A 25,641-nucleotide genomic window follows, 5' to 3' on the forward strand; every position below is an offset into this window, starting at 1 on the left:
GCTGGCCGCCGGCCTGCCGGGACCGCGCAGCGAGCGCTGGAAATACACGTCGCTGCGTGCGCTGTCGGCGCGCGGCTTCGTGGCGCCGGCCGCGACGCGCGTGGATGCGGGCGCGCTGGCCGCGATCGCGGCGCCGCGCCTGGTGTTCGTCAACGGCGTTTTCGATGCGTCGCTGTCGGCGCTCGATGCGCTGCCCGCGGGCGTCGAGCTGCGGCCGATGTCGCAAGCGCTGGCCGGCGACGACCCCCGCGCCGTGGCGGTGTTCGGCCGCCTGTTCGACGAGGCCGACGCGCTGTTCGCGAAGTTCAACGCGGCGCTGGCGCTCGAGGGCGTTTCGCTGCGGGTGGCCGAGGGCGTGCGCGCCGAGGTGCCGCTGAACCTCGTGTTCGTCGGCGCGCCCGGCGCCGCCGACGCCGCCGCGCACCTGCGCCACCTGGTCGAACTGCGCGCGGGCGCCGCCGCCACCGTGGTCGAGCACCACCTCGGCACCGGCGCCCACCGCCACCTCGCCAACCACGTGGTGCACGTGCACCTGGCCCGCGACGCCCGCCTGGTGCACGCCCGCGTGCAGGCCGAGGACGCCGGCGCCAGCCTGTTCGCACGCACGGACGCGGTGCTCGCCGCCGGCGCCGAATACCGCCGCGCCGACCTCGAGCTAGGCGCCGCGCTCTCGCGCCATGAGCTCAACGTCGACCTGCAGGGCAGCGGCGCCACCCTGCTGGCCGGTGGCGTGCTGCTGGCCGACGGCCGCCGCCACCTCGATACCCGCCTCGGCATCCGCCACCAGGCGCGCGACACCCGCTGCGAGCTGCCCTGGCGCGGCCTGGCCGACCAGCGCGGCCGCGCCGTCTTCCACGGCGGCATCGAGATCCAGGCCGGGGCCGACGGCAGCGACGCCAACCTGTCGAACAAGAACCTGCTGCTCTCCGACGCCGCCGAAATCGACAGCCAGCCGGTGCTGGTGATCCACGCCGACGAAGTGAAGGCCGCGCACGGTGCCACCGTCGGCCGCCTCGACGAGACCGCGCTGTTCTACCTGCGCAGCCGCGGCATCCCGCAGGCGCTCGCTCGGGCGCTGCTGGTGCAGGCCTTCCTGCGCGAGCCGCTGTCGGTGCTCGGCGACGCCGAGCTGGCGAAATCCCTTGGCGAGCGCATCACCGCCCGCCTCAACGCCCAGGACATCCCCTGATGAACGTCGCTTCGCACCGGCCCGACTGGCTGCGCATCCGCGCCGATTTCCCGGTGCTGACCCGGGAAGTGCACGGCAAGCCGCTGGTCTACCTTGACTCGGCCAACACCTCGCAGAAGCCGCAGTCGGTGATTCGCGCGGTGGATGTCTTCTATCGCGAGCACAACGCCAACGTCTCGCGCGCGGTGCATGCGCTGGGCAGCGAGGCGACCGAAGCCTACGAAGGCGCGCGGACCAAGCTGGCCGGCTTCCTCAACGTGCCCGCCGACGAGTTGGTGCTGACCTCGGGCACCACGTTCGCGCTGAACCTGGTCGCCTACAGCTTCGCGCTGCCGCGACTGAAGGCCGGCGACGCCCTCCTGCTCACGCGCATGGAGCACCACGCCAACATCGTGCCCTGGCAGCTGGTGGCCGAACGCACCGGGGCCAGCATCAAGGTCGTGGAGATCACGCCGGAGGGCGCGCTCGACCTGGACGACCTCCGCGCCAAGCTCACCGGCGACGTGAAGCTCATGGCGTTCACCCACGTCTCGAACGTGCTGGGCACCGTGAACCCGGTCGCCGAGATCTGCCGCGAGGCCCGCAAGCGCGGCGTCATCACCGTGGTGGACGGTTCGCAGGCGACGCCGCATCGCCGCGTCGACATCCCGGCGCTGGGCTGCGATTTCTACGCCTTTACCGGCCATAAGATGCTGGGCCCGACCGGCACCGGCGGGCTCTGGGCGAGGCGCGAACACCTCAAGGCGATGCCACCCTTCCTCGGCGGCGGCGAGATGATCCGCGAGGTCCGGTTCGAGAAGACCGTCTACAACGACCCGCCGCACAAGTTCGAGGCCGGCACGCCCAACATCGCCGGCGTGGTCGGCCTGGGCGCCGCGGTCGACTACCTGCAGGCGATCGGCATGGCCGAGATCGAAGCGCGCGAACAGGCGCTGCTGCGGCTCGCCGAGAAGCGGCTGTCGGCGATCCCGGGCCTGCGCATGTTCGGCACCGCGCCGGGCAAGGCGGCTGTGATCAGCTTCCTGGTCGAGGGCGCGCACGCGCACGACCTGGCCACGCTGCTCGACCTCGAGGGCATCGCGGTGCGGTCGGGCCACCACTGCGCGCATCCGCTGATGGCGCACTTCGGCGTGCCGGCGACCTGCCGGGCCTCGCTGGCCTTCTACAACACCCACGCCGAGATCGAGGCGCTGGGCGACGCGATCGAAAAGGTGAGGAAGCTGCTCGCATGAGTTGGCAGAAAGATCCGGCGGGCGCGAACGCCGGGGGCGGCGATGCCGGCAACGGCTGGCTGCCACCGCTCCGGTTCCGCGCGGCCACGCCGGCCGACGCCGGGGCCATCGTGGCCCTGGTCGAGTCGGCGTATCGCGGCCACGTGAGCCGCGCCGGCTGGACCACCGAGGCCGACCTGCTGGACGGCCGCCGCACCAACACCGACGACGTGCTCGCGCACGTCGCGCGCCCGCGCAGCCAGGTGCTGCTGGCCTTCCGCGGCGACGCGCTGGTGGCCTGCGCGCACGTGGCGGTCGAGGATGGCGCCGGCTACTTCGGCATGTTCTCGGTGCTGCCGACCCTGCAGCGCAGCGGCGTCGGCAAGGCGATGATGGCCGAGGCCGAACGCATCGCCCGCGACGACTACGGCATGCTGGTGATGCGCATGACCGTTATCGACGTGCGCGACGAGCTGATCGCGTGGTACGAGCGTCGCGGCTACCGCCGCACCGGCATCAAGAAACCCTTCCCCTACGGCGACGAGCGCTTCGGCATCCCGCTGCGCGACGACCTGCGCTTCGAGGTGCTGGAGAAGGCGCTGTGACCGCCTGGGTGCGCGTCTGCGCCGAGTCCGAGCTGCTGCCTGGCGAGTCGCGCGTGGCCTGGGACGGCGACACCCCGATCCTGGTCGTGAACCTCGACGGCGCGCTGTACGCGCTCGAGGACAAGTGCACGCACGAGGACTTCGAGCTCAGCGCCGGTCCGATCGACGGCGACCAGGTCGAATGCACCCTGCACGGCGCCCGCTTCGACCTGCGGACCGGCGAGGCCCTTTGCGCCCCGGCTTACGCGGCCGTGCCGAAATTCCCGGTCAAACGCGAAGACGGCGCCATCTGGACCCGCGACGACCGCTGAGCCCCTCCTACACCGGGGAAAGCTTGGCGAGGAGGAGTTCGCCGCCACCGTCGAGGATGCGGCGCGAAGGGCCGGCCGGATCGTGGGTCATCAGCAAACTGTCGCCCTGGGCCAGGCGCAGCGGACGGGCGAGATCCTTCACGTGCGCCGTGCCCTGCATCAGGTGCACCAGCCAGGTGACACCCGGTTCGGCGAAGAAGACCATCGCGCCGACCAGCGGCCGGTGCAGCAGCGTCGCCTCGAGCGCGTCGCGGCGCCAGATCAGGTTGAAGTCGTGGGTCGGGCCGTTCACCAGCTCGGCGTGCAGCGCGCGCTCGCCGGCGAAGCGCAGGCGATCGTGTGGCGGCATCATCGGCACGCGCTCGCGTTCGCCGTCCTCGAACTGCAGGTGCATGCCCTCGCCCGCCAGCAGCACCAGCTCGCGGTCGCAGCCCGGGAAGGGCGAGAACGGCGCGTCCTGGTCGATCTCGGCGATGGATGCGCGCCACTGCCAGTCGGCGGCGCCCTCGGGATGGCGGTGGATCTCGCGGGTCCAGCCGCGCTCGTTGCGCCAGCGTTCGCGGCGATATTCGTGCGCAGGCAGGTGCAGCAGGCGCATCAGGCGGCCTGCAGCGCGGCGAGTTCGCGCGTCGAGCGGGCCAGCGATTCCGCCCAGGAAAAACCGACGATGGCCTCGCCACTGGCGGCATCGCGGAACGCTTCCGCCTCGCCTTCCGGCAGCAGGTGGCGGTAGTCGACCGTCAGCTCCTCGCCGGCCTGCAGCGGCCGCGCCGCGAAAATGAAGCCCAGGTGCCACAGGCCGTTCGGCGCGAAGCTGTGGTTGACGTAGCACTCGTCCGGCCAGTCCAGCGACACCGTGCACTGGTCCTCGAACCAGCGCACCGCGGCGGCCATCGCAGCCGCCGCGTCCGGCCGCGCGCGGATGCTGTCCCAGCGCTGCGTACCGGGGATGTTGTCGGGCGCGACCACGATGCGCCCGGCGGCCACCGCCTCCTCGACGAACAAGCCGCGGCCGGCGCCGGGAATGGTGGAGGCAGCGATGCGGTAGCGCGGCAGGATCATGGCCAAAGTCTAGCGCAGGCCCTGCCCGCGGCACTCAGCCCGATGGCACGTCGTCGCCGTCCCTGGGGCGCGCCGCGACATCGCCGGCCTCGCCCGGCGCCAGGTCGCCCGGCTGCAACCAGGCCGCGTTCCAGTACGCGTAGTCCGCGAGGCTCGGCACCAGCCCGGCGCGCACGGGGTTGGCCACGAGGTGCCGGCCCTCCGCCACCGGGTCATCGTTCGGGCCCAGCACGCGGTCGGTGAAGCCGCGGCCCCAGAGCCAGCCATTCACCCGATGCCGGTCTTCGACCGCGCGCGAGGTGATGGCCTTGAACCGGCCGACGAGCGTGGACAGCGAGTCCCGCTCGCCCAGGGTCACCAGGCCGTGCCAGTGGTCCGGCATCAGCACCCAGGCCAGCAGGCAGGCGTCGCGCCAGGGCCAGGCCGCGGTGTGCACCCGGCAGACCGCCCGGGCGGCGTCGTGGTCCCGGAACAGCGGGCGCTTGTATAAGGTGTTGACCGTCAGCACGTAGGTTCTGCCCGGCACCGACCGATGCTCGAGCCGCCGGGCGCGGTAGCCGCTGGAAGGCCGGGCCGAAGCCGGCAGGATCGCGGACATCGAAGGCCTCCTTTCGACCCGGGATAGTGGGCCGGCCCGGGGCGAGCGCCGGGCCGGAGCCCAGGACGCCCGTTCGTGGCCGGGGCAGGCCGTGCAGGGCCCGGCCGAGACCGGGCCCTGGACGGCAGCGGACTCAGCCTTCGGCCGGCGGCGGCGACTTCGGGGCGGCGTCCGCGGCCGGCGGCGTCTTGGCACCCGCGGCACCGGCGCCGACCGTGATGCGATCGCGGTTCGCCTCGACCGTGGACAGGCCGATGCCCTTCACCTCGGCCAGTTCGTCGGCGCTGCGGAAGGCGCCGTGCTGCTTGCGGTGCGCAACGATCGCCTCGGCTTTGCTGGGGCCGACGCCATCGAGCACGCGGTCGAGGGTGGCCGCATCGGCCGAGTTGATGTCCACCTTTTCGGCGGCAAGGGCGCCGCCGGCCAGCAAGGCCGACAGCAGCAGCGTGGAAAGCAGGGAAACGGACTTGCGCATGGCGATACCTCTCGGGAATGGGTGGGCCGGCCGCGGTCAACCCGCACCGGCAGCGCCAGTCTCGGCAAGGCGCGCCGCCTGCCCCATCGCCATTCGTTGGCCGGCGGCCTGCGAAGCGCGCGTCGCTCCGCGTCGGCGCCTTCCTACCGGGCTTCGGCAGGGCTACGGCCATCGGGGGTAAAATCCCGACATCACATCGCCGGAAGAAGGACGCCCATGGACACCGCCAAGACCGACCGCTTCATCGCCGACGCCTGGGACGGCGACATCGTCCCGCAGCTGGTCGAGTACATCCGCATCCCGAACAAGTCGCCCATGTTCGACGCGCAGTGGAAAGAGAACGGCTACATGGACGACGCCGTGAAGCAGCTCGCCGGCTGGGCCAAGGCGCAGCCGATCGCCGGCATGACCGTGGAAGTGGTCGAGCTCGAGGGCCGCACCCCGCTGATCTTCATCGAGGTGCCCGGCGAGGGCGACGACTGCGTGCTGCTCTACGGCCACCTCGACAAGCAGCCCGAGATGACCGGCTGGGCCGACGATCTCGGCCCGTGGAAGCCCGTGATCAAGGGCGACAAGCTCTACGGCCGCGGCGGCGCCGACGACGGCTACGCCCTGTTCGGCTCGCTCACCGCCATCCGCGCGCTGAAGGAGCAGGGCAAGCCGCACAGCCGCTGCGTGATCCTGATCGAGGCCTGCGAGGAATCGGGCAGCTACGACCTGCCCTTCTACGTCGACCACCTGGCCGAGCGCATCGGCAAGCCCTCGCTGGTGGTGTGCCTGGACTCGGGCTGCGCCAACTACGACCAGCTCTGGTGCACGACCTCGCTGCGCGGCCTGGCCGGCGGCAACCTCAAGGTCAGCGTGCTCAGCGAAGGCGTGCACAGCGGCGACGCCAGCGGCATAGTGCCCTCGAGCTTCCGCATCCTGCGCCAGCTGCTGTCCCGGCTCGAGGACGAGGCCACCGGCAGGATCCTGGTCGGGGACCTGTACGTGGACATCCCCGACCAGCGCATCGCCCAGGCCCGCCGTGCCGCCGAAGTGCTGGGCACCGAGGTCTGGGACAAGTTCCCGTTCCTGGACGGCATGAGCCCGATGAACCCGGACCTGGCCGAGCTGGTGCTCAACCGCACCTGGCGCCCGGCCTTGTCGGTGACCGGCCAGGACGGCATGCCGCCGCTGTCGAGCGCCGGCAACGTGCTGCGCCCGCACACCGCGGTCAAGCTCAGCCTGCGCCTGCCCCCGACCCTGGAGCCGAAGCGGGCCGGCGACATCCTCAAGCGCGTGCTCGAGGCCAACCCACCCAACGGCTGCAAGGTCGAGGTCGAGCTCGAGAAGGCCAGCACCGGCTGGAACGCCCCCCTGCTGGCCCCGTGGCTGGAAAAGGCCATCGACACCGCCAGCCAGGAGTTCTTCGGCGCCCCGGCCATGTACATGGGCGAAGGCGGCACCATTCCCTTCATGGGCATGCTGGGCGAGAAGTTCCCGGGCGCCCAGTTCATGATCACCGGCGTGCTGGGCCCGCACTCGAACGCCCACGGCCCCAACGAGTTCCTGCACATCCCCACCGGCAAGCGGGTCACCGCCGCCGTGGCCCGGGTCATCGCCGAGCACTACGTGGCCAGCGAGCAGGGCAAGACCCAGGGCGTGGGCGTGAAGGCCGGCGCCGCCCAGTTCGGCGACCACGGCTGCTGCTGAGCCCCGTTCCCGCGGCACCCCTTGTGGGAGGGACTTCAGTCCCTCCCACGAGTTTTGCGGGGCCGGCACGGCAGATTCGCGAAAAACAGGACGTGGACCGCGGAATCTAGTCCCATCGTTCTATTCAGGATAATGCGCCGCGTGAAGACGCTCTTGACGGCTTCCTTAACGACACTTTAATTAATCCACCGGCCCGCTTATAGTCCGGAGGGTCTGCCGTTTTCCGGGGTGCGTGGCTTCACGTCGGCGGCGGGCTCCCATGCCAAATCAAGAACCACTTGGAGAGTAGAGATGACCTTGAAGACCACCAAGCTCCGCGACGCGATCAAATTCGCGCTCGTCGTGGGTGCTGCGTCCGCCATGAGCACGGGCGCCGCGATCGCCCAGGACGAAGGCACTGAGGACGAAGCCGCCACCCTTGACGCGATCGTCGTCACCGGTACCCGCATCCAGAGCCAGACCGTCACCGCCTCGTCGCCCGTCGTCGAGATCAACCGCGAAGAGTTCCAGTTCTCCGGCGCCACCCGCGTTGACGACCTCGTCAACCAGTACCCGCAGCTGGCCACCTACTTCGACTCGTTCGCCAACAACGGTGCGACCGGTTACCCGACCGTCGACCTGCGTGGCCTCGGCGCCGCCCGCACCCTGACCCTGGTCAACGGCAACCGCCTGGCCCCGGGCGCGTTCGAAGTCCGTGACATCTCCATCATCCCGGCCGCCCTGGTCAGCCGCGTCGACATCCTGACCGGCGGCGCCTCGGCCGTTTACGGTTCCGACGCCATCGCCGGCGTGGTGAACTTCGTCCTCGACACCGAGTTCGAAGGCGTCAGCATCACCGCGGGCTACAACGCCTACCAGCACAAGAACGACAACGAGTACATCCGCGGCCGCCTCGACGCCCGTGGCTTCGATTACCCGACCGGCAACTCCGGCTTCGACGGCGTCTCCAAGAACGTCGACATCGCCATGGGCAGCAGCTTCGCCGACGGCGCTGGCCACGCGATGGCCTGGCTGACCTGGCGCAAGAACGACCCGCTGTTCCAGGGCGAGCGCGACTATTCGTCCTGCGCGCTGAACGCGGCCGGCACCGGTTGCGGCGGCTCGGCCACCAACGCGACCGGCAACTTCTACGTCTTCCAGACCGACCCGGGCGACCCGACCTTCTTCGACGGCAGCTCGGCCAGCCTGAATCCGGACGGCAGCTGGCAGGGTGCCTACGGCGCTCCGTACAACTACGCGCCGATCAACTACTACCAGCGTCCTGACGAGCGCTACACCTTCGGCACCTCGATCAAGTACGAGATCAACGAGCACTTCAAGCCGTACATGGAGCTCATGTACGTCAACAAGCGTGACTCGATCCAGATCGCCGAGTCCGGTGCGTTCTTCACCCTTGTCGACGGCCTGACCTGCGCCACCCCGTTCCTGGGTTCGCTCTGCGCCGACCTCGGCTTCAACCCGGCCCTGCCGGTCGGCGTCTACGTCGCCAAGCGCAACGTCGAAGGCGGCCCGCGCCTGCAGGAGATCGAGAACTCCTCGTATCGCATCCTCGCCGGCCTGGAAGGCGCCCTGAACGACAACTGGTCCTACAACGCCTCGTTCCTGTACGGCCAGACCACCAACAGCAACCAGGGCTTCAACGACTTCCTCAACGATCGCATCGTTGACGGCCTGCTCGGCTGCCCGGCCGGTTCGTTCGACGGCTGCATCCCGTACAACGTCTGGGTCCCGGGTGGCGTCACCGCCGAGGCTGCCAATGCCCTGGCCGGTGTGAGCTTCAACCGCACCAGCACCACCATGAAGCAGGTCACCGCCTACGTCACCGGCGACACCGGCTTCGGCTTCGGTTCGGCCAACGGCGAGAACATCTCGCTCGTCGCCGGTGTCGAGTGGCGCGAGGAGACCTACGACTTCCGCGCTGACTCCAACTCCGAGGCCGGCAACTTCGCCGGTGCCGGCGGCCCGGCCCTGCCGGTCGCGGGCGGCACGAAGGTGTCCGAAGTGTTCATGGAGGCCATCGTCCCGCTGGTCACCGACGCTGGTTTCCTCAACAGCCTGAACCTCGACCTCGGCTACCGCATGTCGGATTACGACAACTCGGGCAACGAAGACACCTTCAAGCTCGGCTTCTCGGCCGACATGGGCATGGTTCGCGCCCGCGGCGGTTACAACCGTGCGATCCGCGCGCCGAACATCAACGAACTGTTCGCCCCGCAGGGCATCGGCCTGTGGGCCGGTACCGACCCGTGCGCCGGCGCCACCCCGGAGTTCAGCCTGGCCCAGTGCCAGAACACCGGCGTGACTGCGGCCCAGTACGGCTCGATCGCGGCCAACCCGGCGGCGCAGTACAACCAGTTCATCGGCGGCAACGCGAGCCAGTTCCCGGAAAAGGCTGACACCTACACCTTCGGTGTGATCGTCACCCCGATCGAGAACCTGCAGATCAGCGCCGACTACTTCGACATCCAGCTCGAAGAGGCCCTGGACCCGATCGGCGCCAACAACATCCTGCGTGGTTGCGCCCTGACCGGCGATGCGTTCCTGTGCGACCAGGTCATCCGTAACCCGCTGACCGGCGACCTGTGGCGCGGTAGCGACATCAACACCTCGGGCTACATCAACAACGTTGACGGCAACTTCGGTTCGCAGAGCTTCCGGGGCATCGACCTGGGCGTGAACTACCGTTGGGACATGCTGGGCGGTCGCTTCTCGACCAGCATCCAGGGCACCTACCTGCTCGAGCAGGAAATCACCCCGCTGCCGAACAACAACAAGATCCTGAGCTACGACTGCGCGGGCATCATCAGCCCGGCCTGCCAGTCGCCCGAGTGGCGCCACATCGCCAACGTGCGGTTCTCGCGTGACTGGTACACCGTGAACCTGCGCTGGCGCTACTTCGGCGAGATGGACTACAAGGATCCGCAGACCGGCGCCGCGATCATTGCCGACCGCATCACCTGCGCCGTCGGCACCCCGGTTCCGTCGGGCGTGCCTTGCAGCGGCAGCGGCGGTATCGACGCGTACAACTACCTCGACCTGTCCGCTTCGGCGTTCATCGGCGAGTACGCGGAGTTCACCGTCGGCGTCAACAACATCGCCGACAAGGAGCCGCCGATGGTTGGCGGCGCGCTGGCCCCGCTGAACGGCAACTCGCCGGGTGGTTACGACCAGGCTGGTCGTTACTTCTTCACCAGCGTGACCTTCAAGTTCTAAGCAACACTTAGCGTCACCTTCAAGCGGCGGGCTTCGGCCCGCCGCTTTTTTTTGCCCGTTCGTCAGGCGCCGTCGTCACCGGGAAAGCGAGGGTCGCTTTCTCCGACATCAAGGCTTCACGGGGGAGAAAGCGACCTTCGCTTCCGCGGTGGCCCCGGCGCCGTAGAGCCTGACGTGCGCTCCCGCGGTGGCCGCGGCGCCCGCGGCCACCTAATGCGAATGTGGCTCAGAGGCCGTGGTGGGCGAGACGGTCCTTCAGCACCCGCAGGCCGTCGGCGTAACGGCGCCACTTGCCGACCGAACCGGTGTGGACCGGCTGCCGGACCTGGGAGGCGCTGGCCGAGGTGGACGGGCGGTCGCTGGCCTCCGGGGCGAGCACGTCGTCGTTCCAGGCCAGCCCGCAGAACTCGAGCAGGCGGCGGGCCTGGCCCTCCGGATCGGTCACCAGTTCCTCATAGCGCACGTCCAGCACCTGGCCGGGCATCACCTCGTGCCAGTGCTGCATCAGGCGGCGATAGGCCGCGTAGTAGTCGGCCAGTTCCACCTGGTCGTAGGAGAACGGATAGGCCTGGCTGAACATGGTCTTGTAGACCGCGTAGCCGGTATCCATCGGGTCGCGCACCAGGTGGATGATGCGCGCCTTGGGCAGCGCCTTCCGGATCATGCCGCAGTACATGTAGTTGATCGGCATCTTGTCGATCACGAAGCGGTGGCCGGGCGCCGCCTGGCGCAGTCCGGCCATGTAGTCGCGGCCCAGCGCGGCGAAGTCGATCCGGGTCGAGGCCTCGGCCAGCGGCATGCCCGGCGGCCTGGCCGCCATCCGCTGTGCCGCGGCGGCCAGCAGCTGGCCGAAGTCGAGCAGCTCGCCGGCCTCGCCCACCTCGCCCTGGCGGCCAAGCATCCGCTCTACCAGGGTGGTGCCGGTGCGCGGCATGCCGACGATGAAGATCGCGCCCTCCTCGTCATGGCCTGGCGCGTCGTTGGCCATCACCTCGCGCGTCCAGGCCGTGCGGACGCTCTCGAGCGCCGCAAGCTCGCCCGCCGGGTCGTGCCGCAGGGTCGAATGCTTGAGCGCCGCGGCCCGGTTGAGCTCCTCGATCGCGCGCGCATCCTGGCCCAGGTCCTCCAGCTCCTTGGCCAGGGCGAAGCGACAGGCCGCCTCGGAGGCCGGCTCGGCGAAACCGTCCGCCAGGCGAGACTCCAGGTCGGCGACGTGGTTCCCGGCCTCGGTGGCCGTGCGCAGCGTGGAGCGCAGATAGAGCGCGGCGCCCGCCTTGGGCGCCATCGCCAAGAGGGACTCGAGCTGCGCGGCGGCGGCTTCGGTTTCGCCCAGGAAGAACAGCGCGGCCGCCAGGTCGTACAGCAGGCCCGGATGGGTGAAGCCCGTGCCCAGCGCCTTCTCGAGCAGCTCGCGCGCCTGCGCCGGCTGGCCGGCATTAGCCGGGATCTTGGACAGCGCCCACAGCGCCCGCCCGTCCTTGTAGGCGATGTTGGCCGCCTCGCCCACGAGCGTGCAGGCGTCCTGGCGGCGGCGCAGCATCAGCAGCACGTGCGCGAGCTTGAGCATCAGCGGCGGCTGGCCCGGGGCGGCGGCATTGGCCGCGGTGACCAGGGGCAGCGCGCCCGCCGCGTCGCCGGCGGCCAGGCGGATCTCGCCGGCCAGGAACAGCACCTGGGCATTGCCCGGATGCTCGGCCAACAGCGCCGTGGCCAGGCGCATCGCCTCGCCGAACTTGCCCTGCCGCAGCAGGTCCATGCCCTCGCCAATCTTCTGCTCGAGCGGCGACAGCGCCGGGCCCGTGTTCTGCTCAACCATGTGGATCATCCTTTCTTTGGAATGGCGTGGCGCCGTGCGGCGCCGGCGTGGTTCAGGGCTGCCCCTGGTACTCGCGGGTGGCGGCGGACAGCGCCCGCACCATGTCCCGCTCGGCCGCCGACAACAGCGGGTTCCAGACGTCGAAGATCAGGACGACGCGCAGTTCGTCGCCGTCGTTGCGGGCCTCGTGCTCGATGCTGTCGTCGAAGATCAGCACCTCGCCCACGGTCCACGTGCGGTGTTCGAAACCGACGCGGTAGCGGCAGCCCGGCGGCACCACCAGCGGCAGGTGCACCACCAGGCGGGCATTGGTCTCGCCGTGGTGCGGCGGGATGTGGGTGTGCGGCGCCAGCGCCGAGAACATCGCGTTCGGGCACAGGCCGCCGATGTCGGCCATCTGCACTTCGCGCAGGGCCGCGGTGGTGCGGGGGCAGCGCTGCTGGTGCTCGTCGACCGGCGTGCCGTCGCGCCAGAGGAAGTAGCTGCTCCAGCGCGTGGAATGGTTGAGCTCGCGCCACTGGTTCACCGGCGCGCCCGGGGCGCACTCCACGTAGGGCCGGAAATCATCCTGCCGCTCCGCCAGCAGGCCCTGCAGCTCGGCCGTGATCTCGGCGGTGCGCGACTCCAGCGCCTCCACCCAGGCGAAGTCGCGCCGCTCGCTGAACGGGATCGCCGGCAGCCGGGGCACGTACAAGCGGTTGCACTCGGAGCGATAGGGCCTGGCCTGGCCGCTGATGATCGCCCCGGCCTCGCGGAAGCGCTGCGCCTCCACCGGATCCAGCCGCGCCAGCGCGGCGCCGGTGCGTTCGGCCAGGAAGTCGGACAGGCGGCGGGCGTTCGCCTCGACGGCCTGCTGCGCATGCTCCAGCTGCGGCCTAAGCGCGGGCGGCCAGGCTGTCTCCGGCGGCGCGATCTTGAGCGCATTGCGGAACTGTTCGGCCGCCAGCTTGGGGCGACCCCGGCGCTCGTACAGGTTGCCCCTGGCCAGCAGGCCCGGCAGGAAGTAAGCGTCAGCCACCAGCGAGGCATCGATCGCGCGCTGTTCGCCCGCCTCGTCGCCGCGCTCGCGAAGCACGTGGGCGAGGCTGAGCAGGATCATCGGCTCGCGCGGCGCCGCCTTGTGCGCGGCCTGCAGCAGGCCCTCGGCCTCGGCCAGGTCGCCGCGGCGGAACGCGTGCATGCCCAGGCTGTGCAGCGCCGCCGCGTTGCCCGGGTCGAGCGTGCGCACCTGCTGCCAGAGCTGCTCGGCCTGCTCCCAGCGGCCCTGCGCGGCGGCCTGTCCGGCCGACTGCACCAGCGACTTCACCCTGTCATTCATTCCCGGCTCCTGGACACCCCGGGCCCACGGCCACGGGGCCCCGAAGGATACCGCGAATGCCGGCGACGGCTCCTGGTGGCGCTCAGCGCGCGAGTGCGCGCGGCGCCACGTCGAAGGCGATGGTGACGCGCGGCTGCTCGTCCTGGAATGGCACGGTGCCGTGCCACAGGTAGGACGGGAACAGGGCCAGGCGCCCGCGGATGGGCCGGATCACGCGCCGCGGCGCCAGGTCCAGGCCCAGCTCGACCGGCGGCTGGCCAAACTGGATGCAGCCGGCGTCGCCATCGGCCTGGGTCGGCTGGCGCACCGAGGGCGGCAGCGACACGTAGTAGGCCGAGCTGATCCAGCCTTCGGGGTGTATGTGGTTGACGTGGCTGCCCGCCGACCAAAGCCGCACCGACCACGAGCCCGAGAAACGCAGCGACGCGGCGCGGCGCGACAGGAAGGGATGCTTGTCGTCCGCGGGCAGCCGCGCCAGCCAGCGCTCGACCGCACGGGCGATGGTGGCCTGGGCCTCGGCCAGCACGGGATCGGGACGACCGAACAGCCGCCCGGGCGTCTGGGAACCACCGCGCAGCGTCTGCAGGATGGGCTCGCGGCGAGCCTGGTGCAGCGGTTCCAGCGTGGCCAGCAACGCCGCGAGGTAGTCGTCCTGGCCCGCGTATCCCGGCGGCGGCTCCACTTCCACCAGCTCCACCAGGTGGTCGTAGGCGCACAGCCAGTGCTCGCGCGGGTCGTCCAGCAGGCGCCAGGCCGTGGCCAGGTAGGCCCAGGCCTCCTGGTTGGCCGGGGCAAGCACCGTGGCCGCCTCCGCCATCTTCGCGGCCTGGTCCCACTGCCCCGCCCGCAGCAGGTGGCGGGCGTAGACGTTGAGGAACACCGGGTCGCGATCGCCCAGCGCCTTGAAGGCCTGCGCGTAAAGCCGGCCTGCCTCCCCGGTGCGACCGATCGCTTCGAGCGCGTTGGCCTCCAGCGACACATAGACCGGGTGGTCCTCGTCGGCGCGCAGGCGACGAACCTGCTCGAGCGCGGCTTCGGGCTGCTTCGCGGCCATCAGGAACTGCGAGTAGGCCACCCGCAGCGGGCCGTTGCCCGGCTGTGCCTCAAGCCCGGCGCGGAAATGCGCCGCCGGGTCGACGCCCGGCGCGTGGCTCGCGCCGTGTTCCCAAAGCAGGTGCCCCAGCGTGCCGTAGCCCGGCACGAACTCAGGGTGCCGTCGATTCAGCTGCAGCGCCTGCGCCAGGGCCTGCGCCGGTTCGCCGGCGTCGAGCAGCGCACCCGCACGCGCGTCGAGCAGCTCCGGGCCGCTGGCACCGGCCGCCTCGGCGCGGGCGTAGCACGCCAGCGCCTGCTCGGCGCGACCGCACAGGCGAAGCATGCCGCCCAAGTTGAGCCAGGCCTGGCCATTGCCGGGCTCGATCTCGGCCACGCGCCGGAACGCCACTTCCGCCGCTTCGAACTCGCCCAGCGCGCGCTGCGCGCTGCCCAGCACGTGCCAACCCAGGCTGGACCCGGGATGCAGCGCCAACCCGCGTTCGGCCGCCGGCACCGCGGGGCCGGGCTTGCCGCTGGCGACCATGGCTGCCGCCAGCTCGATCCAGGCCTTGGCGAAGTTGGGCGCGGCCGCCGCGGCGGCGCCGAAGGCGCGGATGGCGTCCTCGATCCGCCCGGCGCGGCGCAGCGTGGCGCCCTGGTTCACCAGGATCATCGGATGCCGGGGCGCCAGGGCCAGCGCGGCCTCGAAGGACCGTTCGGCGTCGGCGAACTGGTTCGCGGCGCCCAGGCACATGGCCAGGGCATGGTGCGCGTCCGGCGAGCGCGGCGCGCCCTGCACCAGCGCGCGGGCGAGCCCGGTCGCCTCGGGCACGCGGCCGGCGGACAGTTGGGCGAACACCTGCTCGAGCTGGCGCGCCTGGTCGGCCGCCAGGGCCTGGGCGTTTTCGGCGGTGGCCATGGAAGTCAGTTCAGGCGGCGGGCGCGCAGCGTGGCGCGGCCCGGGGCGACCAGCACGAACGAACCCAGCGCGGCGGCGCGAATGGCGATGCGGTCGCCCGGCTTGAGCGGGCCCTTCGAAGTGGCCTCGGTGAGCAGCCAGACCTGGCCGTTGTCGAGCGTGACCACGCGCTGGCCCGAGGCGCGGTAGGTGACATCGGTGATCGAGGCCTCGATGCGGCTCGGGAGCTCGTCGCCGGCGGCCTCGGCCGAGCGCTCGCGCAGCTGCATGGCGTCGAGGCCGAACTCCTGCAGCGCCTTCTCGCGGCGCGCGGCGGCGGCGGCGGCGATGGCGGCCTCGTCGCGCACGGGCGGGAAGGCCGCGTCATAGCAGGCCAGGCGATCCTCGGGGTCGAGCACCTTGGCACAGTCGTGGCCTTGCGCAAGCGCCACGGGAGAGGCGACGACCAGGGCCAGCGCGGCCAGCCAACGCACACGGGAGTAGGACACGGGGAGCTCCTTGGGATTGCGCCGGACCCGCGCGCCAGCCGGCTAGGCCTGCGCCGGAAAGGCCGAAAATGGACCGTGATAATATTCCCCGCTCCAACGGGAGTAAGCAAGCTTTGAGCCTGGAACAGTGGGAAAACTACTATCGCAGTGGCGCCATCGCGACCTGCCCCACCGCCGTTGACGGCGGCTACGACCTCGAGGTCCGCCAGGCCTGGGTTGCCTTCTTCTCCACCCTGCCCGACGGCGCCCGCCTGCTCGACGTGGGCACCGGCAACGGCGTCATCCCGCTGATCGCCGCCGAGACCGCCGCGTCGCTCGGCCGCCGCTGGGAGATCCACGGCAGCGACCTCGCCCGCATCGACCCGGTCGCGCAGGTGCGCGACGGCGCCAAGCGCTTCGCCGGCATCACCTTCCACCCCGGCGTCGGCACCGAGAAGCTGCCGTTCGTGGCCGGCCACTTCGACGCCGTTTCGGGCCACTACGCGCTCGAGTACACCCAAACCGCCGCCGCGCTGGCCGAACTCCACCGCGTGCTCAAGCCCGGCGGCGACGCCCAGTTCGTGGTCCACCACGCCGATTCGATCCTGCTGCGCACGGCGCATGCGTCGCTGCGCGACTCCGACCTGGTGTTCAAGGAAACCAAGCTCTACCGAAAGCTGCACAAGCTGGTGACGATGGAGCAGGCCACGCCCGGCGTGACCGAGCGCGCCACCCATGAACTGCGCGCCGCCATCCAGGCGCTGAAGCAGGCGCTGCCGGCCGCGCGCCAGGCGGGCGGCGGCCGCATCCTCACCGTGGCACTCGACGCCACCCAGAAGCTGCTGGAGGCGCGCAAGACGCTGCGCCCCGAGCTCGCGGGCAACGAAGTCGACCGCGCCGAGGCGGACCTTCGCGCGTCCACCCGCCGCCTGCACGACCTGATCGAGCACGCGCGCGATGCCGCCGCCATGGAGGCGCTGCAGGCCGAGGCCAACGCCGCGGGCTTCACCGCGATCGAGCGGCTGCCGCAGTACCACGGCGGCGACAACCTCGTGGGTTGGCTGTTGATGATGCGCCGGCCGTGATGCCGGCGGGCCTGGGATCGTGAGCACGGCCGCCGAGGGCCTGCTGCGGCAGGCCGCCGCCCTGCACCGGCAGGGCCGGCGCGCCGAGGGCCTGGCCCAGTTCCAGCGCGTGCTGGCCGAGCACCCGCACCTGTCCGAGGGCTGGTACGAGCTGGGCTACCTGCTCAAGGCCGACGGCCGCCACGAGGACGCACTGGCCGCCTTCGCCGAGGCCTTGGCCCGCGGCGTCGACCGCGCCGAGGAGGTACACCTCAACCGCGCCGTCATTTATTCCGACATGCTGCGCCGGGACGACGACGCCGAGCGCGAGCTGCTGGCCGCGATCGCCTTGGCGCCGGGCTACGTGCCGGCCCTGCTCAACCTGGGCAACCTGCACGAGGAGCGCGGCCGGCGCGAGGACGCCATGGCCTGCTACCGCAAGGTGCTGGCCGGCGAAGGCAACGACCCGCGCCACGCCGACCTGCGCCACGAGGCCCTGGCCAGGCTGGCCATCCTCTCGCCGCCGGAGCGGCTCGACGATCCGATGCTGGCCCGGCTCGACCAGGCCGCCACCGAGGCGGCGCGCGGCAACCCACACGTGCGCGCGAACCTGCTGTTCTCGCTGGGCCGCTCCTACGAGCGGCTGGGCGACTTCGACCGTGCGTTCGAGGGCTTCTCGCGCGCGAACCGCTCGCTGTTGCGCCAGTCCGGCCGAAGCTACGACCGCACGCAGGCCGAGCAGCAGGTGGATTCGCTGATGCGCGCCTTCACCGCCGAGCACCAGGGCGGCCGCACCGACCCCGGCGACGCCGGCGCCGAACCGCTGTTCGTCTGCGGCATGTTCCGCTCCGGCTCCACCCTGATCGAGCAGGTGCTGGGCGCCCACCCGCAGGTGACCGCCGGCGGCGAACTCGATTACTTGCTGCGGCTGGCGCTGGGGCCGCTGGCGCCCTTCCCCGCCTCGATGGCGCGCGTGGACACCGCCCGCGACGCGGAGCTGGCCGCCGGCTATCGCGCGCATCTGGCCAAGCTGTTCCCGGAGGGCATGCACGGCCGCTACATCACCGACAAGCGACCGGACAACTTCAGCCTGATTGGCCTGGTCAAGCGGATGTTCCCGCGCGCCAAGGTCATCCACACCGTGCGACACCCGCTAGACACCGGGCTGTCGGTGTTCACCCAGCACCTGAACCTGCGCATCGCCGGCTACTCGGCTGACCTAGGCGACATCGGCCATCATTTCGGCCAGGACCGCCGGCTGATGGCGCACTGGCGGGCCCTCTATCCGGACGACATCCTGGACTTCGACTACGACGTCTTCGTGCGCGACCCGCGGCCGGCGCTGGAGCGCCTGCTGCAGTTCCTCGGCCTGCCCTGGGACGACGCCTGCCTGCAGTTCCACACCCGCGAGAGCACGGTCAAGACGGCCAGCTACTGGCAGGTGCGGCAGCCGCTGAACGCCAGGTCCTCCGGACGCTGGCGCCAGTACGGCGCCCACCTCGACCCGCTGCGCGCCGCGCTGCTCAACGCCGGCGTCGCCATCGACTGAGGGCGGGGCGGCGACTCACTTGTCGCTGGCGCTGGCGCTGCCGGTGCTGATGCGGATGTCGCCGGAAAAGGTTTCCAGCCGCAGGTCGGCCGAGCCGTCGCCCAGCTGGCCCTTCAGCGAGCTGCCGGGACCGTATTCCTCGGTGACCACCTTGCCGACCGGGCTGCGGATGCTGCCGCTGAAGGACTCGGCCTGCACGCGGCCGGAGGCGTTCGCCGGCAGGCGCAGCGTGAGGTTGCCGCTCAGGGTCTCGGCGGTGACGCGCGCACCCGGCGCGAGCGCCAGCTGCAGATCGGCATCGCCGGAGACGCTGCTGACGTCGAGCCGGTCGACCGTGCCGGCGCGCAGGCCGAGGTCGCCGGACACCGACTCGAGCGCCACCCGGCCAGCGATCGCGCCGCGCAGGCGCAGGTCGCCGCTGACGGTCTCGGCGCTGGTGCTGCGGCTGTCGATCTCGACGTCCACGTTGCCGCTCACCGACTCGAAGCTCGCTTCACCGGCGCGGGCGCCGCGCACCGTGAGGTCGCCGCTGACCGATTCCAGGCCCAGACGCGCGCCGCCGGTGCCGGCGACATCGATGTCGGCGCTGACCCCGGACGCCTTCAGTCCCGCGGCGGCGGGGATGGTGAGCTCGAGCGTGCTCGCCTCGCCTTGCGACGCGCCCCAGTTGAACCAGCCGCTGCGCTGGGGGTAGCGAACGAGGATGCTCAGGCGTTCGGCGTTGCCTTCGATCTCCAGTTTCTCGACGCCTTCGCCGAGGCTGCCGGTGATGCGCACTTCCGGGCGGTCCCACGTGCGCACCGTGATGCTGCCCTTGAGATTGTCGACGCTGACGTGGCCGGTGGCCGACAGCGGGCGGGTTTCGTTGATGGGCGTGGCCGCGAGCGCGCTGGCGCCGGCGAACAGGCCGGCGAGCGCCGCAGTGCGCAGCAGGGCGTGGGTGGACATGGTGTTCTCCGTGATCGTCTTCATGCGTGGGTCGCGCCGGCGGCGCGTTGGGTCAGTTCGAGGCGGCGGGCATAAGTGCGGCGCAGCTGGCCGAGCAGGTAGGTGGCATTGGGGTCCGCATCCAGCGCCGCCCGGATCTCCGCGGCGCTGCGGTCGAGCGTCGCCAGCGCGGGTGCGATGGGGTCGGGCATCGGCGCGCCTGCGAGCTGGCCCAGCGCGGCCTGGTATTCGCGGGTCATGGCCTCGGCTTCGCGCTGCACCAGCTCGGCCTGCGGGTCGAAGGGCGCGGCGGATGGCACGCGCAGCTGCCAGCCCAGGCCGATCGCCAGCGACACTGACGCAGCCAGCGCCAGCCCGCCCAGCCAAGGTGCGATGCGGCGGCGCGGCGCCGGCGCCGGCAGGCGGGCGGCGATGCCCGGCCACAGGTCGCGCGGCGGATCGAGTTCGTGCGGCAGCTGGCGCAGCTGCCAGCGCAGTTCAGTCTCGCCCATGGGCTTCTCCCAGTCGCACGCGCAGCAGGCCGCGGGCGCGATGCAGTTGTGCTTTTGAACTACCGACCGCCATGCCCAGCTCGGCGGCGATCTCCTCGTGTTTCCAGCCCTCGATGTCGTGCAATACCAGCACCGCGCGGGCACGCGGCGGCAGCGTGGCCACGGCGCGCTCGAGGTCGAGCCCGAGCGCGGTGCGCTGGCCGGCGCTGTCGCCGGTGGCGTGGAATTCCAGCGCGGCATCGTCGTCTTCCAGCGCCTCGGCGCCGCGGCGCGAGCGCAGCTCCATCAGCGCGGTGTTCACCGCGAGCCGGTGCAGCCAGGTCGAGAACGCGCTCTCGAAACGGAAGGCCGGCAGCGCCTGCCAGGCGCGCACGAAGGCTTCCTGCACCAGGTCCTCGGCCCTGGCCTCGTGGCCGCACAGGCGCCAGAGCACGGCGTACACGCGGCGCGAGTGCTTCCGGTACAGCTGCTCGAACGCGCGCACGTCACCGCCGCCGGCGGCGCGGACCAGCGCGTGGTCCTCCTCGCGCGGCGGCGCGGCGGGCAGGTCGGTGGCGGCATCGAGGGTCACGGCGAGGCTCAGCATACCCACTCGGATGCGCGGCACCGCCGGAGGGTTTAACCGGGAGCCGCCCCGGCCGGGCGGCCCTGTTCGCGGTGGTGCCGCGCGGCCTGACGGACGGTGGCGAAGTGGATGTCGACGATGTCGTCGACCTCGGGCGCATAGCCACCGGCCATGCACACGGCCACGGGCAGGCCGTGGCGCCGGCAGGCGGCCAGCACCTGCCGGTCGCGCTCGGCCAGCCCCGCCTTGCTCAGCGCGAGGTGGCCGAGGCGATCGCCGACGAAGGGATCCGCGCCGGCCAGGTAGACCACGGCGTCGGCCCGGGCGCGGTCGATGGCCTGCGGCAGGTGGGCGGCCAGGGCGTCGAGATAGGCGTCGTCGCCGGTGCCGTCGGGCAGGGCCACGTCGAGGTCGGAGGCCGGCTTCACCGCGGGGTAGTTGCGGGCCGAATGCATCGAGAAGGTGAACAGGGTGTCGTCTCCAGCCGCGATCAGGGCGGTGCCGTCGCCCTGGTGCACGTCCAGGTCCACCACCAGCACGCGCCTGGCCCAGCCGTTCGCCTGCACATAGCGCGCCGCCACGGCGGCATCGTTGAACACGCAGTAGCCGCCTCCGCGCGCCGGCCCCGCATGGTGCGTGCCACCGGCCAGGTTCACGGCGATGCCCTCGCCCGCCACTGCATCGCGCAGCGCCATCATCGTGCCGCCGGACGAGCGCCGGGATCTCTCGACCATCGCTTCGGACCAGGGGAAACCGACCCGCCTCATCACGGCGGGATCGACCGAGCCGTCCGCCATCGCACGCACGTACCAGGGATCGTGGGCACGGCCCAGGTCCTCGTCCGTCGCCGGCGGCGGCTCGCGCAGGACGATGCCCAGTGCCGGCGCCAGTCCGACCACGCGCTCGTGCAGGCGCGTGTACTTGGCCATGGGAAACGAGTGGCCCTCCGGTAGCGGCAGGACGAAATGATGGCAGTAGTAGGCATTCATCGCCCGCAGGATAACGGACGGCATCCGGCTCCCGGTGAACCCCTCGCCCCGCGCATTAAGGGAAAGGCCCGCGCGGGGCGGGCCTTTCCTTGGCTGACAGGTTGCCCCGGCGTCAGGGCGCCGCCACCGCCCGTGACACCACGGCATCGACCCGGTAGTTGGTGAGCAGGCTGGCGTAGCCGTTGACGCGGATCCGGTAGGTGCCGGGCAGCGTGACCTGGACGTCGAGCACCTCCGGGTTAGCCAGGCTGGCGGCGCTCGCGACCTCGCTGCCCGCCGGATCGAGCAGCACCAGGTCGAGGTCGGCGACGCCGGACCAGCCGAGCTGCACGCGGACCGAGACGCCATCGGCCGGGATCTCCAGCGCGTACTCGTCCACCTCCAGGTTCTCGACCGAGGGCCCGATGCTGCCCTCGAAACGGGACGCTTCCTGGACCAGCGATACCGAGGGCTCGAGCAGCGCGCCGTCGACGAGCACACCGTCGAGGTACACCTTGCCCTGCACCGCGCGCAGCTCCACCTGGTGCACGCCCGCCTCCAGCCCGGCGACGGCGAAGCGCGCATCCGACTCGGCCGTCGCCGAGAGGTAGCTCACGCGGCCGCGCAGGACGCCGTCGACGTACACGTCGGCCTGGCCGCCCGATGCGTTGCGCGGGAAGCGAAGCTGGAATGCGGTGCCGGAGAACGCGAAGCGCGCGCGCGGGACGTCACGCTTGCCCAGGCTGGCGCTGGTGAAGGCACCGTCCACCGCCGTGGCGTCCGACACGGCGCGCCAGCGGCCTTCGAGGCTGATGTTGCCGTTGTTCTCTGCAGCCGTGTTCCAGGCGCCCTGGCTGGACCAGGCCGTGGCGCCGGCGAGGAACGCCGTCCGCTCACCGACCTCCATCGCCGCGGCCTCGACGGCGCGCGCGACGTTGATGTAGCCGCCGCCGACGTCTTGGTAGGCCTGGCCCGGCATCGGGTTGGCGGTTTCCATCAGCAGGCGCTCGATCTGGTCGGGCGAGAGCTCGGGGTTCACCTCGAGCATGAGGGCGGCGGTACCCGCGACGAACGGCGTGGCCATGCTGGTGCCGCTGATGCAGTGGTAATAGGCCGTGTAGGTCGGGTCGGTCGCGTCGAACAGGGTGCCGGTGGCACCGATCGCGGTGCCGATCGCCCGGGTCGAGCATATGCCCGAACCGGGGGCCACCACGTCGATGTGCTTGTAGAAGTCGCCGGCCAGGCCGCGGCTGGAGAAATCGGACAGACCCTTGTCCTTGGTCCCCGACCCGACATTCACCACCCAGGGAACGATCGCGTAGGGATTGAGCGTGTCTTCGGTGGGGCCGTCGTTGCCGGCGGCGAAGGTCACCACCATGCCGCGGCGGTAGGCCTCGTAGCTCGCGCGGTTGATGGGGTTGCTCGGGTCGTAGACGCTGTTCGAGGAGCCCCAGGAGTTGGTGACGATGTCGATCCCGTAGCGCTGCTGGTTGGCGAGCACCCAGTCGAAGCCCTGCAGCGCGAAGAAGATATTCAGGCCCTCGCCGGCACCCAGACCGATCAGGCTGGCCTCCGGCGCGATGCCGTCGTAGTAGGCGGCGCGGCGCGGATCGTTCGCCGAGGCGGCGCCGGTGCCGGCGACGGTGCCAGCGACGTGGGTGCCATGGCCGCTGCTGGTGTCGGTATTGGGCTGGTTCTCGATCGCCGCGGCCACGCCGGCCAGGCCGAGGTCGCCGACCAGCTTCACGTTCTGCACCGTGGTGCGGCCAAAGCTCAGGTCGGGATGGTTGGCATCGATGCCGGAGTCGATCACCGCGACGGTGACGCCGGCGCCCTTGGCGCCGTACTGATCGTGCACGAAGTGGCCGCCGGTGATCTCTGCCGCCTCGTAGTTGCCGAAGGACAACGGCTCGTTGAGGTAGATGCTCTCGACGTCATCGCGCGCCGCCAGCGCTTCGATCTGCGGGCGCGTCAGGATGGCACCCGCCATCGGCAGCTCGCTGAGCAGCTGGTAGTTGAGCGTGTAGAGCGAGATCGAACGGGCCGCCTGCGGGTCACGGAAGGTCACGATTACCTCGTGCGCACCGCCCTGGCCGAGGACGTCCTGCAGGGAGCTGCCGAGCCGGGCCTCGGCCAACGCCGCGTTCGCGCCGAGCGCGAGCGCCAGGGTGATGGATAGGGAAAGGGTCGTGCGCATCGCGAGCTCCAGGGTGGAAGAAGACCCCTCCACCCTGCGCCGGGCCCCTGCCTGCGCCCATCCGGACATTCCCCCAGGCCCGCCCCGGGTCTACCCCCAGGGCGGGACGGCCGCTCAGGCGAGCTGGGCGGCGATCCGGGCGCGTTCGGCCTTGAGCGCGTGCGGCGTGCGGTCGCCGAACTCGTCGAGGTACTCGCCGATGCTGGCCATCTCCGCCTTGTAGCCCTCGCGGTCCACGGTGAGCAGCTGCTCGAGCACCGCCGCGTCCAGGCCCAGGCCGTCGGTGTTGAGGTCGGCCGGGTTGGGCACGTTGCCGACCGGCGTTTCCAGCGCACCGGCCTGGCCCGTGGCGCGCTTGAGCACCCACTCCAGCACCCGCAGGTTGTCGCCGAAGCCGGGCCACATGAACTTGCCGTCGGCGTCCTTGCGGAACCAGTTGACCTGGAAGATCTTCGGCAGCTTGGCGCCCGGCTTGTCGAAAGACAGCCAGTGCGCGAAATAGTCGCCGAAGTTGTAGCCGGCGAAGGGCTTCATCGCCATCGAGTCGCGGCGCACCACGCCGACCGCACCGGTGGCAGCGGCCGTGGTCTCGGACGCCATCGAGGCACCCACCAGCACGCCGTGGGTCCAGTCGCGGGCCTCGAGCACCAGCGGCACCAGCGAGGCGCGGCGGCCACCGAAGATGATCGCGCTCAGCGGCACACCCTGCGGGTCCTCGGCCTTGTCGGTGTAGCTCGGGCACTGCTTCGCGCTGACGGTGAAGCGCGCGTTCGGGTGCGCGGCCGGGCTCACGGCCCTGTCGTACGGGCGGCCCTGCCAGTCCTGCGCCGGCGCGCCCGTGGTCATGCCTTCCCACCACGGCTGGTTGTCGGCGGTGACGCCGACGTTGGTGAAGATCGCATCGTGGTTGAGCATGGCCATCGCGTTGGCGTTGGTCTTCTCGCTGGTGCCGGGCGCCACGCCGAAGTAGCCGGCTTCCGGGTTGATCGCGTACAGGCGGCCGTCGGCGCCCGGGTGCATCCAGCAGATGTCGTCGCCGACCGTCCAGACCTTCCAGCCGTCGCGGCGGTAGCCCTCCGGCGGGATCAGCATGGCCAGGTTGGTCTTGCCGCAGGCGCTGGGGAAGGCGGCGGCGACGTAGTGCGTCTCGCCCTTCGGGTTCTCGATGCCGACGATCAGCATGTGCTCGGCCAGCCAGCCCTCGGTGCGCGCCTGGTAGCTGGCGATGCGCAGCGCGTGGCACTTCTTGCCCAGCAGGGCGTTGCCGCCGTAGCCGGAGCCGAAGCTCTGGATGCTGAGCTCTTCCGGGAAATGCATGATGAAGCGGCGGTTCGGGTCGAGCTCGCCGATCGAGTGCAGGCCCTTCACGAACGAACCCTCGCGCTCGATGCGCGCCTGCGCGGCAGCGCCCATGCGGGTCATGATGCGCATGTTGGCGACCACGTACGGGCTGTCGGTGATCTCGACGCCGCAACGCGACAGCGGCGAATCGATCGGACCCATGCAGTAGGGCACCACGTACATGGTGCGGCCGCGCATGCAGCCGGCGTACAGCGCGTCCATCTGGGCATGGGCCTCGGCCGGCTCCATCCAGTGGTTGTTCGGACCGGCGTCGGCCGGGTTCGTGGTGCACACGAAGGTGAGGTGCTCGACGCGGGCCACGTCCTGCGGGCTGGAGCGGTGCAGGTAGCAGTTCGGGTGGGTCTGTTCGTTGAGCTTGAGCAGGTCGCCGTTGGCAAGCATGCGCTCGACCATCAGGGCGTTCTCGGCATCGGAGCCGTCGCACCAGTGGACCTGGTCGGGCTGGGTGAGGCGGGCGACGTCGTCGACCCACTGTTTGAGGCTGGCGAGCTGGCTGGGCATGGCGTAAAGGCTCCTCGCGGGGCCGGTCAAGGGGAAAGCGGGGGCGGCGCGAGGACCCAGCGCCGGTCGTCGGCGGCCATTC

At 71.0% G+C, this 25,641-nt stretch carries 22 protein-coding genes; 8 read left to right on the forward strand and 14 right to left on the reverse strand.

The window, feature by feature from the left end; all coding sequences use genetic code 11:
- Position 1 precedes the first annotated feature (1 nt).
- From sufD to Q0C12_RS05105, 4 genes are read left to right on the forward strand one after another with little or no spacing between them, the layout of a single operon-like run.
- Positions 2–1,189 carry a Fe-S cluster assembly protein SufD gene (gene sufD, locus Q0C12_RS05090; RefSeq protein ID WP_290887089.1) on the forward strand — a complete coding sequence of 396 codons (1,188 nt, stop codon included), beginning with the start codon at positions 2–4 and terminating at the stop codon, positions 1,187–1,189.
- A complete protein-coding gene (locus Q0C12_RS05095; protein WP_290887092.1) occupies positions 1,189–2,421 on the forward strand; it encodes a cysteine desulfurase in 1,233 nt (410 codons plus the stop codon). Before sufD ends, Q0C12_RS05095 begins: the two co-directional genes overlap by 1 nt.
- 59 nt (positions 2,422–2,480) lie before the next feature.
- Positions 2,481–3,005, forward strand: a complete 525-nt coding sequence (locus tag Q0C12_RS05100) for a GNAT family N-acetyltransferase (protein WP_290887209.1) — start codon at positions 2,481–2,483, stop codon at positions 3,003–3,005.
- Positions 3,002–3,316, forward strand: coding sequence for a non-heme iron oxygenase ferredoxin subunit (locus Q0C12_RS05105; RefSeq protein WP_290887095.1), 315 nt, complete (start codon positions 3,002–3,004; stop codon positions 3,314–3,316). The genes Q0C12_RS05100 and Q0C12_RS05105 overlap by 4 nt, the downstream gene beginning before the upstream one ends.
- 7 nt (positions 3,317–3,323) lie before the next feature.
- On the opposite strand, the gene Q0C12_RS05110 is transcribed toward Q0C12_RS05105, so the two are convergent.
- The 4 genes from Q0C12_RS05110 to Q0C12_RS05125 all read right to left on the reverse strand — a co-directional run bounded on the left by Q0C12_RS05110 (position 3,324) and on the right by Q0C12_RS05125 (position 5,451).
- Positions 3,324–3,914: a HutD family protein gene (locus Q0C12_RS05110; protein WP_290887098.1), complete on the reverse strand. Its 591-nt coding sequence runs from the start codon at positions 3,912–3,914 to the stop codon at positions 3,324–3,326.
- Positions 3,914–4,378 carry an SET domain-containing protein gene (locus Q0C12_RS05115; protein WP_290887102.1) on the reverse strand — a complete coding sequence of 155 codons (465 nt, stop codon included), beginning with the start codon at positions 4,376–4,378 and terminating at the stop codon, positions 3,914–3,916. The genes Q0C12_RS05110 and Q0C12_RS05115 overlap by 1 nt, the downstream gene beginning before the upstream one ends.
- 34 nt (positions 4,379–4,412) lie before the next feature.
- Entirely contained in the window at positions 4,413–4,976 is a 564-nt protein-coding gene (locus Q0C12_RS05120) for a transposase (RefSeq protein ID WP_290887105.1), read from the reverse strand.
- 133 nt (positions 4,977–5,109) lie between these two features.
- Complete coding sequence (locus tag Q0C12_RS05125; RefSeq protein ID WP_290887108.1) at positions 5,110–5,451, reverse strand: helix-hairpin-helix domain-containing protein; 342 nt, start codon at positions 5,449–5,451, stop codon at positions 5,110–5,112.
- A 216-nt stretch (positions 5,452–5,667) separates the two neighbouring features.
- On the opposite strand from Q0C12_RS05125, the gene Q0C12_RS05130 reads away from it, so the two are divergent.
- Positions 5,668–7,146: a M20 family metallopeptidase gene (locus Q0C12_RS05130; RefSeq protein ID WP_290887111.1), complete on the forward strand. Its 1,479-nt coding sequence runs from the start codon at positions 5,668–5,670 to the stop codon at positions 7,144–7,146.
- Between the two features lie 291 nt (positions 7,147–7,437).
- Positions 7,438–10,359 carry a TonB-dependent receptor gene (locus Q0C12_RS05135; RefSeq protein ID WP_290887114.1) on the forward strand — a complete coding sequence of 974 codons (2,922 nt, stop codon included), beginning with the start codon at positions 7,438–7,440 and terminating at the stop codon, positions 10,357–10,359.
- Positions 10,360–10,585: 226 nt separating this feature from the next.
- On the opposite strand, the gene Q0C12_RS05140 is transcribed toward Q0C12_RS05135, so the two are convergent.
- The 4 genes from Q0C12_RS05140 to Q0C12_RS05155 form a co-directional block, all read right to left on the reverse strand.
- Positions 10,586–12,175 (reverse strand): tetratricopeptide repeat-containing sulfotransferase family protein, encoded by a 1,590-nt coding sequence (locus Q0C12_RS05140; protein ID WP_290887117.1) that lies wholly within the window; start codon positions 12,173–12,175, stop codon positions 10,586–10,588.
- Between the two features lie 52 nt (positions 12,176–12,227).
- The gene (locus tag Q0C12_RS05145; protein ID WP_290887119.1) at positions 12,228–13,493 is read right to left on the reverse strand and encodes an aspartyl/asparaginyl beta-hydroxylase domain-containing protein; all 1,266 of its coding nucleotides are present in this window, start codon (positions 13,491–13,493) and stop codon (positions 12,228–12,230) included.
- Between the two features lie 82 nt (positions 13,494–13,575).
- Complete coding sequence (locus tag Q0C12_RS05150) at positions 13,576–15,447, reverse strand: tetratricopeptide repeat protein (RefSeq protein ID WP_290887122.1); 1,872 nt, start codon at positions 15,445–15,447, stop codon at positions 13,576–13,578.
- Between the two features lie 5 nt (positions 15,448–15,452).
- Complete coding sequence (locus Q0C12_RS05155; protein ID WP_290887125.1) at positions 15,453–15,935, reverse strand: hypothetical protein; 483 nt, start codon at positions 15,933–15,935, stop codon at positions 15,453–15,455.
- A 113-nt stretch (positions 15,936–16,048) separates the two neighbouring features.
- Here Q0C12_RS05155 and Q0C12_RS05160 point away from each other — a divergent pair, with 113 nt between their 5' ends.
- Positions 16,049–16,999 (forward strand): class I SAM-dependent methyltransferase, encoded by a 951-nt coding sequence (locus tag Q0C12_RS05160; RefSeq protein WP_290887128.1) that lies wholly within the window; start codon positions 16,049–16,051, stop codon positions 16,997–16,999.
- Between the two features lie 19 nt (positions 17,000–17,018).
- A complete protein-coding gene (locus Q0C12_RS05165) occupies positions 17,019–18,527 on the forward strand; it encodes a sulfotransferase (RefSeq protein ID WP_290887131.1) in 1,509 nt (502 codons plus the stop codon).
- Between the two features lie 15 nt (positions 18,528–18,542).
- Here the strand turns inward: Q0C12_RS05165 and Q0C12_RS05170 are convergent, their stop codons facing one another.
- The 6 genes from Q0C12_RS05170 to Q0C12_RS05195 form a co-directional block, all read right to left on the reverse strand.
- A complete protein-coding gene (locus tag Q0C12_RS05170; RefSeq protein ID WP_290887133.1) occupies positions 18,543–19,499 on the reverse strand; it encodes a DUF4097 family beta strand repeat-containing protein in 957 nt (318 codons plus the stop codon).
- A complete protein-coding gene (locus Q0C12_RS05175; RefSeq protein ID WP_290887136.1) occupies positions 19,496–19,966 on the reverse strand; it encodes a hypothetical protein in 471 nt (156 codons plus the stop codon). The genes Q0C12_RS05170 and Q0C12_RS05175 overlap by 4 nt, the downstream gene beginning before the upstream one ends.
- A complete protein-coding gene (locus tag Q0C12_RS05180) occupies positions 19,953–20,552 on the reverse strand; it encodes a sigma-70 family RNA polymerase sigma factor (protein WP_290887137.1) in 600 nt (199 codons plus the stop codon). The genes Q0C12_RS05175 and Q0C12_RS05180 overlap by 14 nt, the downstream gene beginning before the upstream one ends.
- A gap of 32 nt (positions 20,553–20,584) precedes the next feature.
- Entirely contained in the window at positions 20,585–21,544 is a 960-nt protein-coding gene (locus Q0C12_RS05185) for a histone deacetylase (protein ID WP_290887140.1), read from the reverse strand.
- 88 nt (positions 21,545–21,632) lie between these two features.
- Positions 21,633–23,696, reverse strand: coding sequence for a S8 family serine peptidase (locus Q0C12_RS05190; RefSeq protein ID WP_290887142.1), 2,064 nt, complete (start codon positions 23,694–23,696; stop codon positions 21,633–21,635).
- A 114-nt stretch (positions 23,697–23,810) separates the two neighbouring features.
- Positions 23,811–25,559 (reverse strand): phosphoenolpyruvate carboxykinase (GTP), encoded by a 1,749-nt coding sequence (locus tag Q0C12_RS05195; protein WP_290887145.1) that lies wholly within the window; start codon positions 25,557–25,559, stop codon positions 23,811–23,813.
- Positions 25,560–25,641 lie beyond the last annotated feature (82 nt).

Origin of the sequence: Arenimonas sp. (assembly GCF_022842045.1) — a bacterium.
GTDB lineage: Bacteria > Pseudomonadota > Gammaproteobacteria > Xanthomonadales > Xanthomonadaceae > Arenimonas.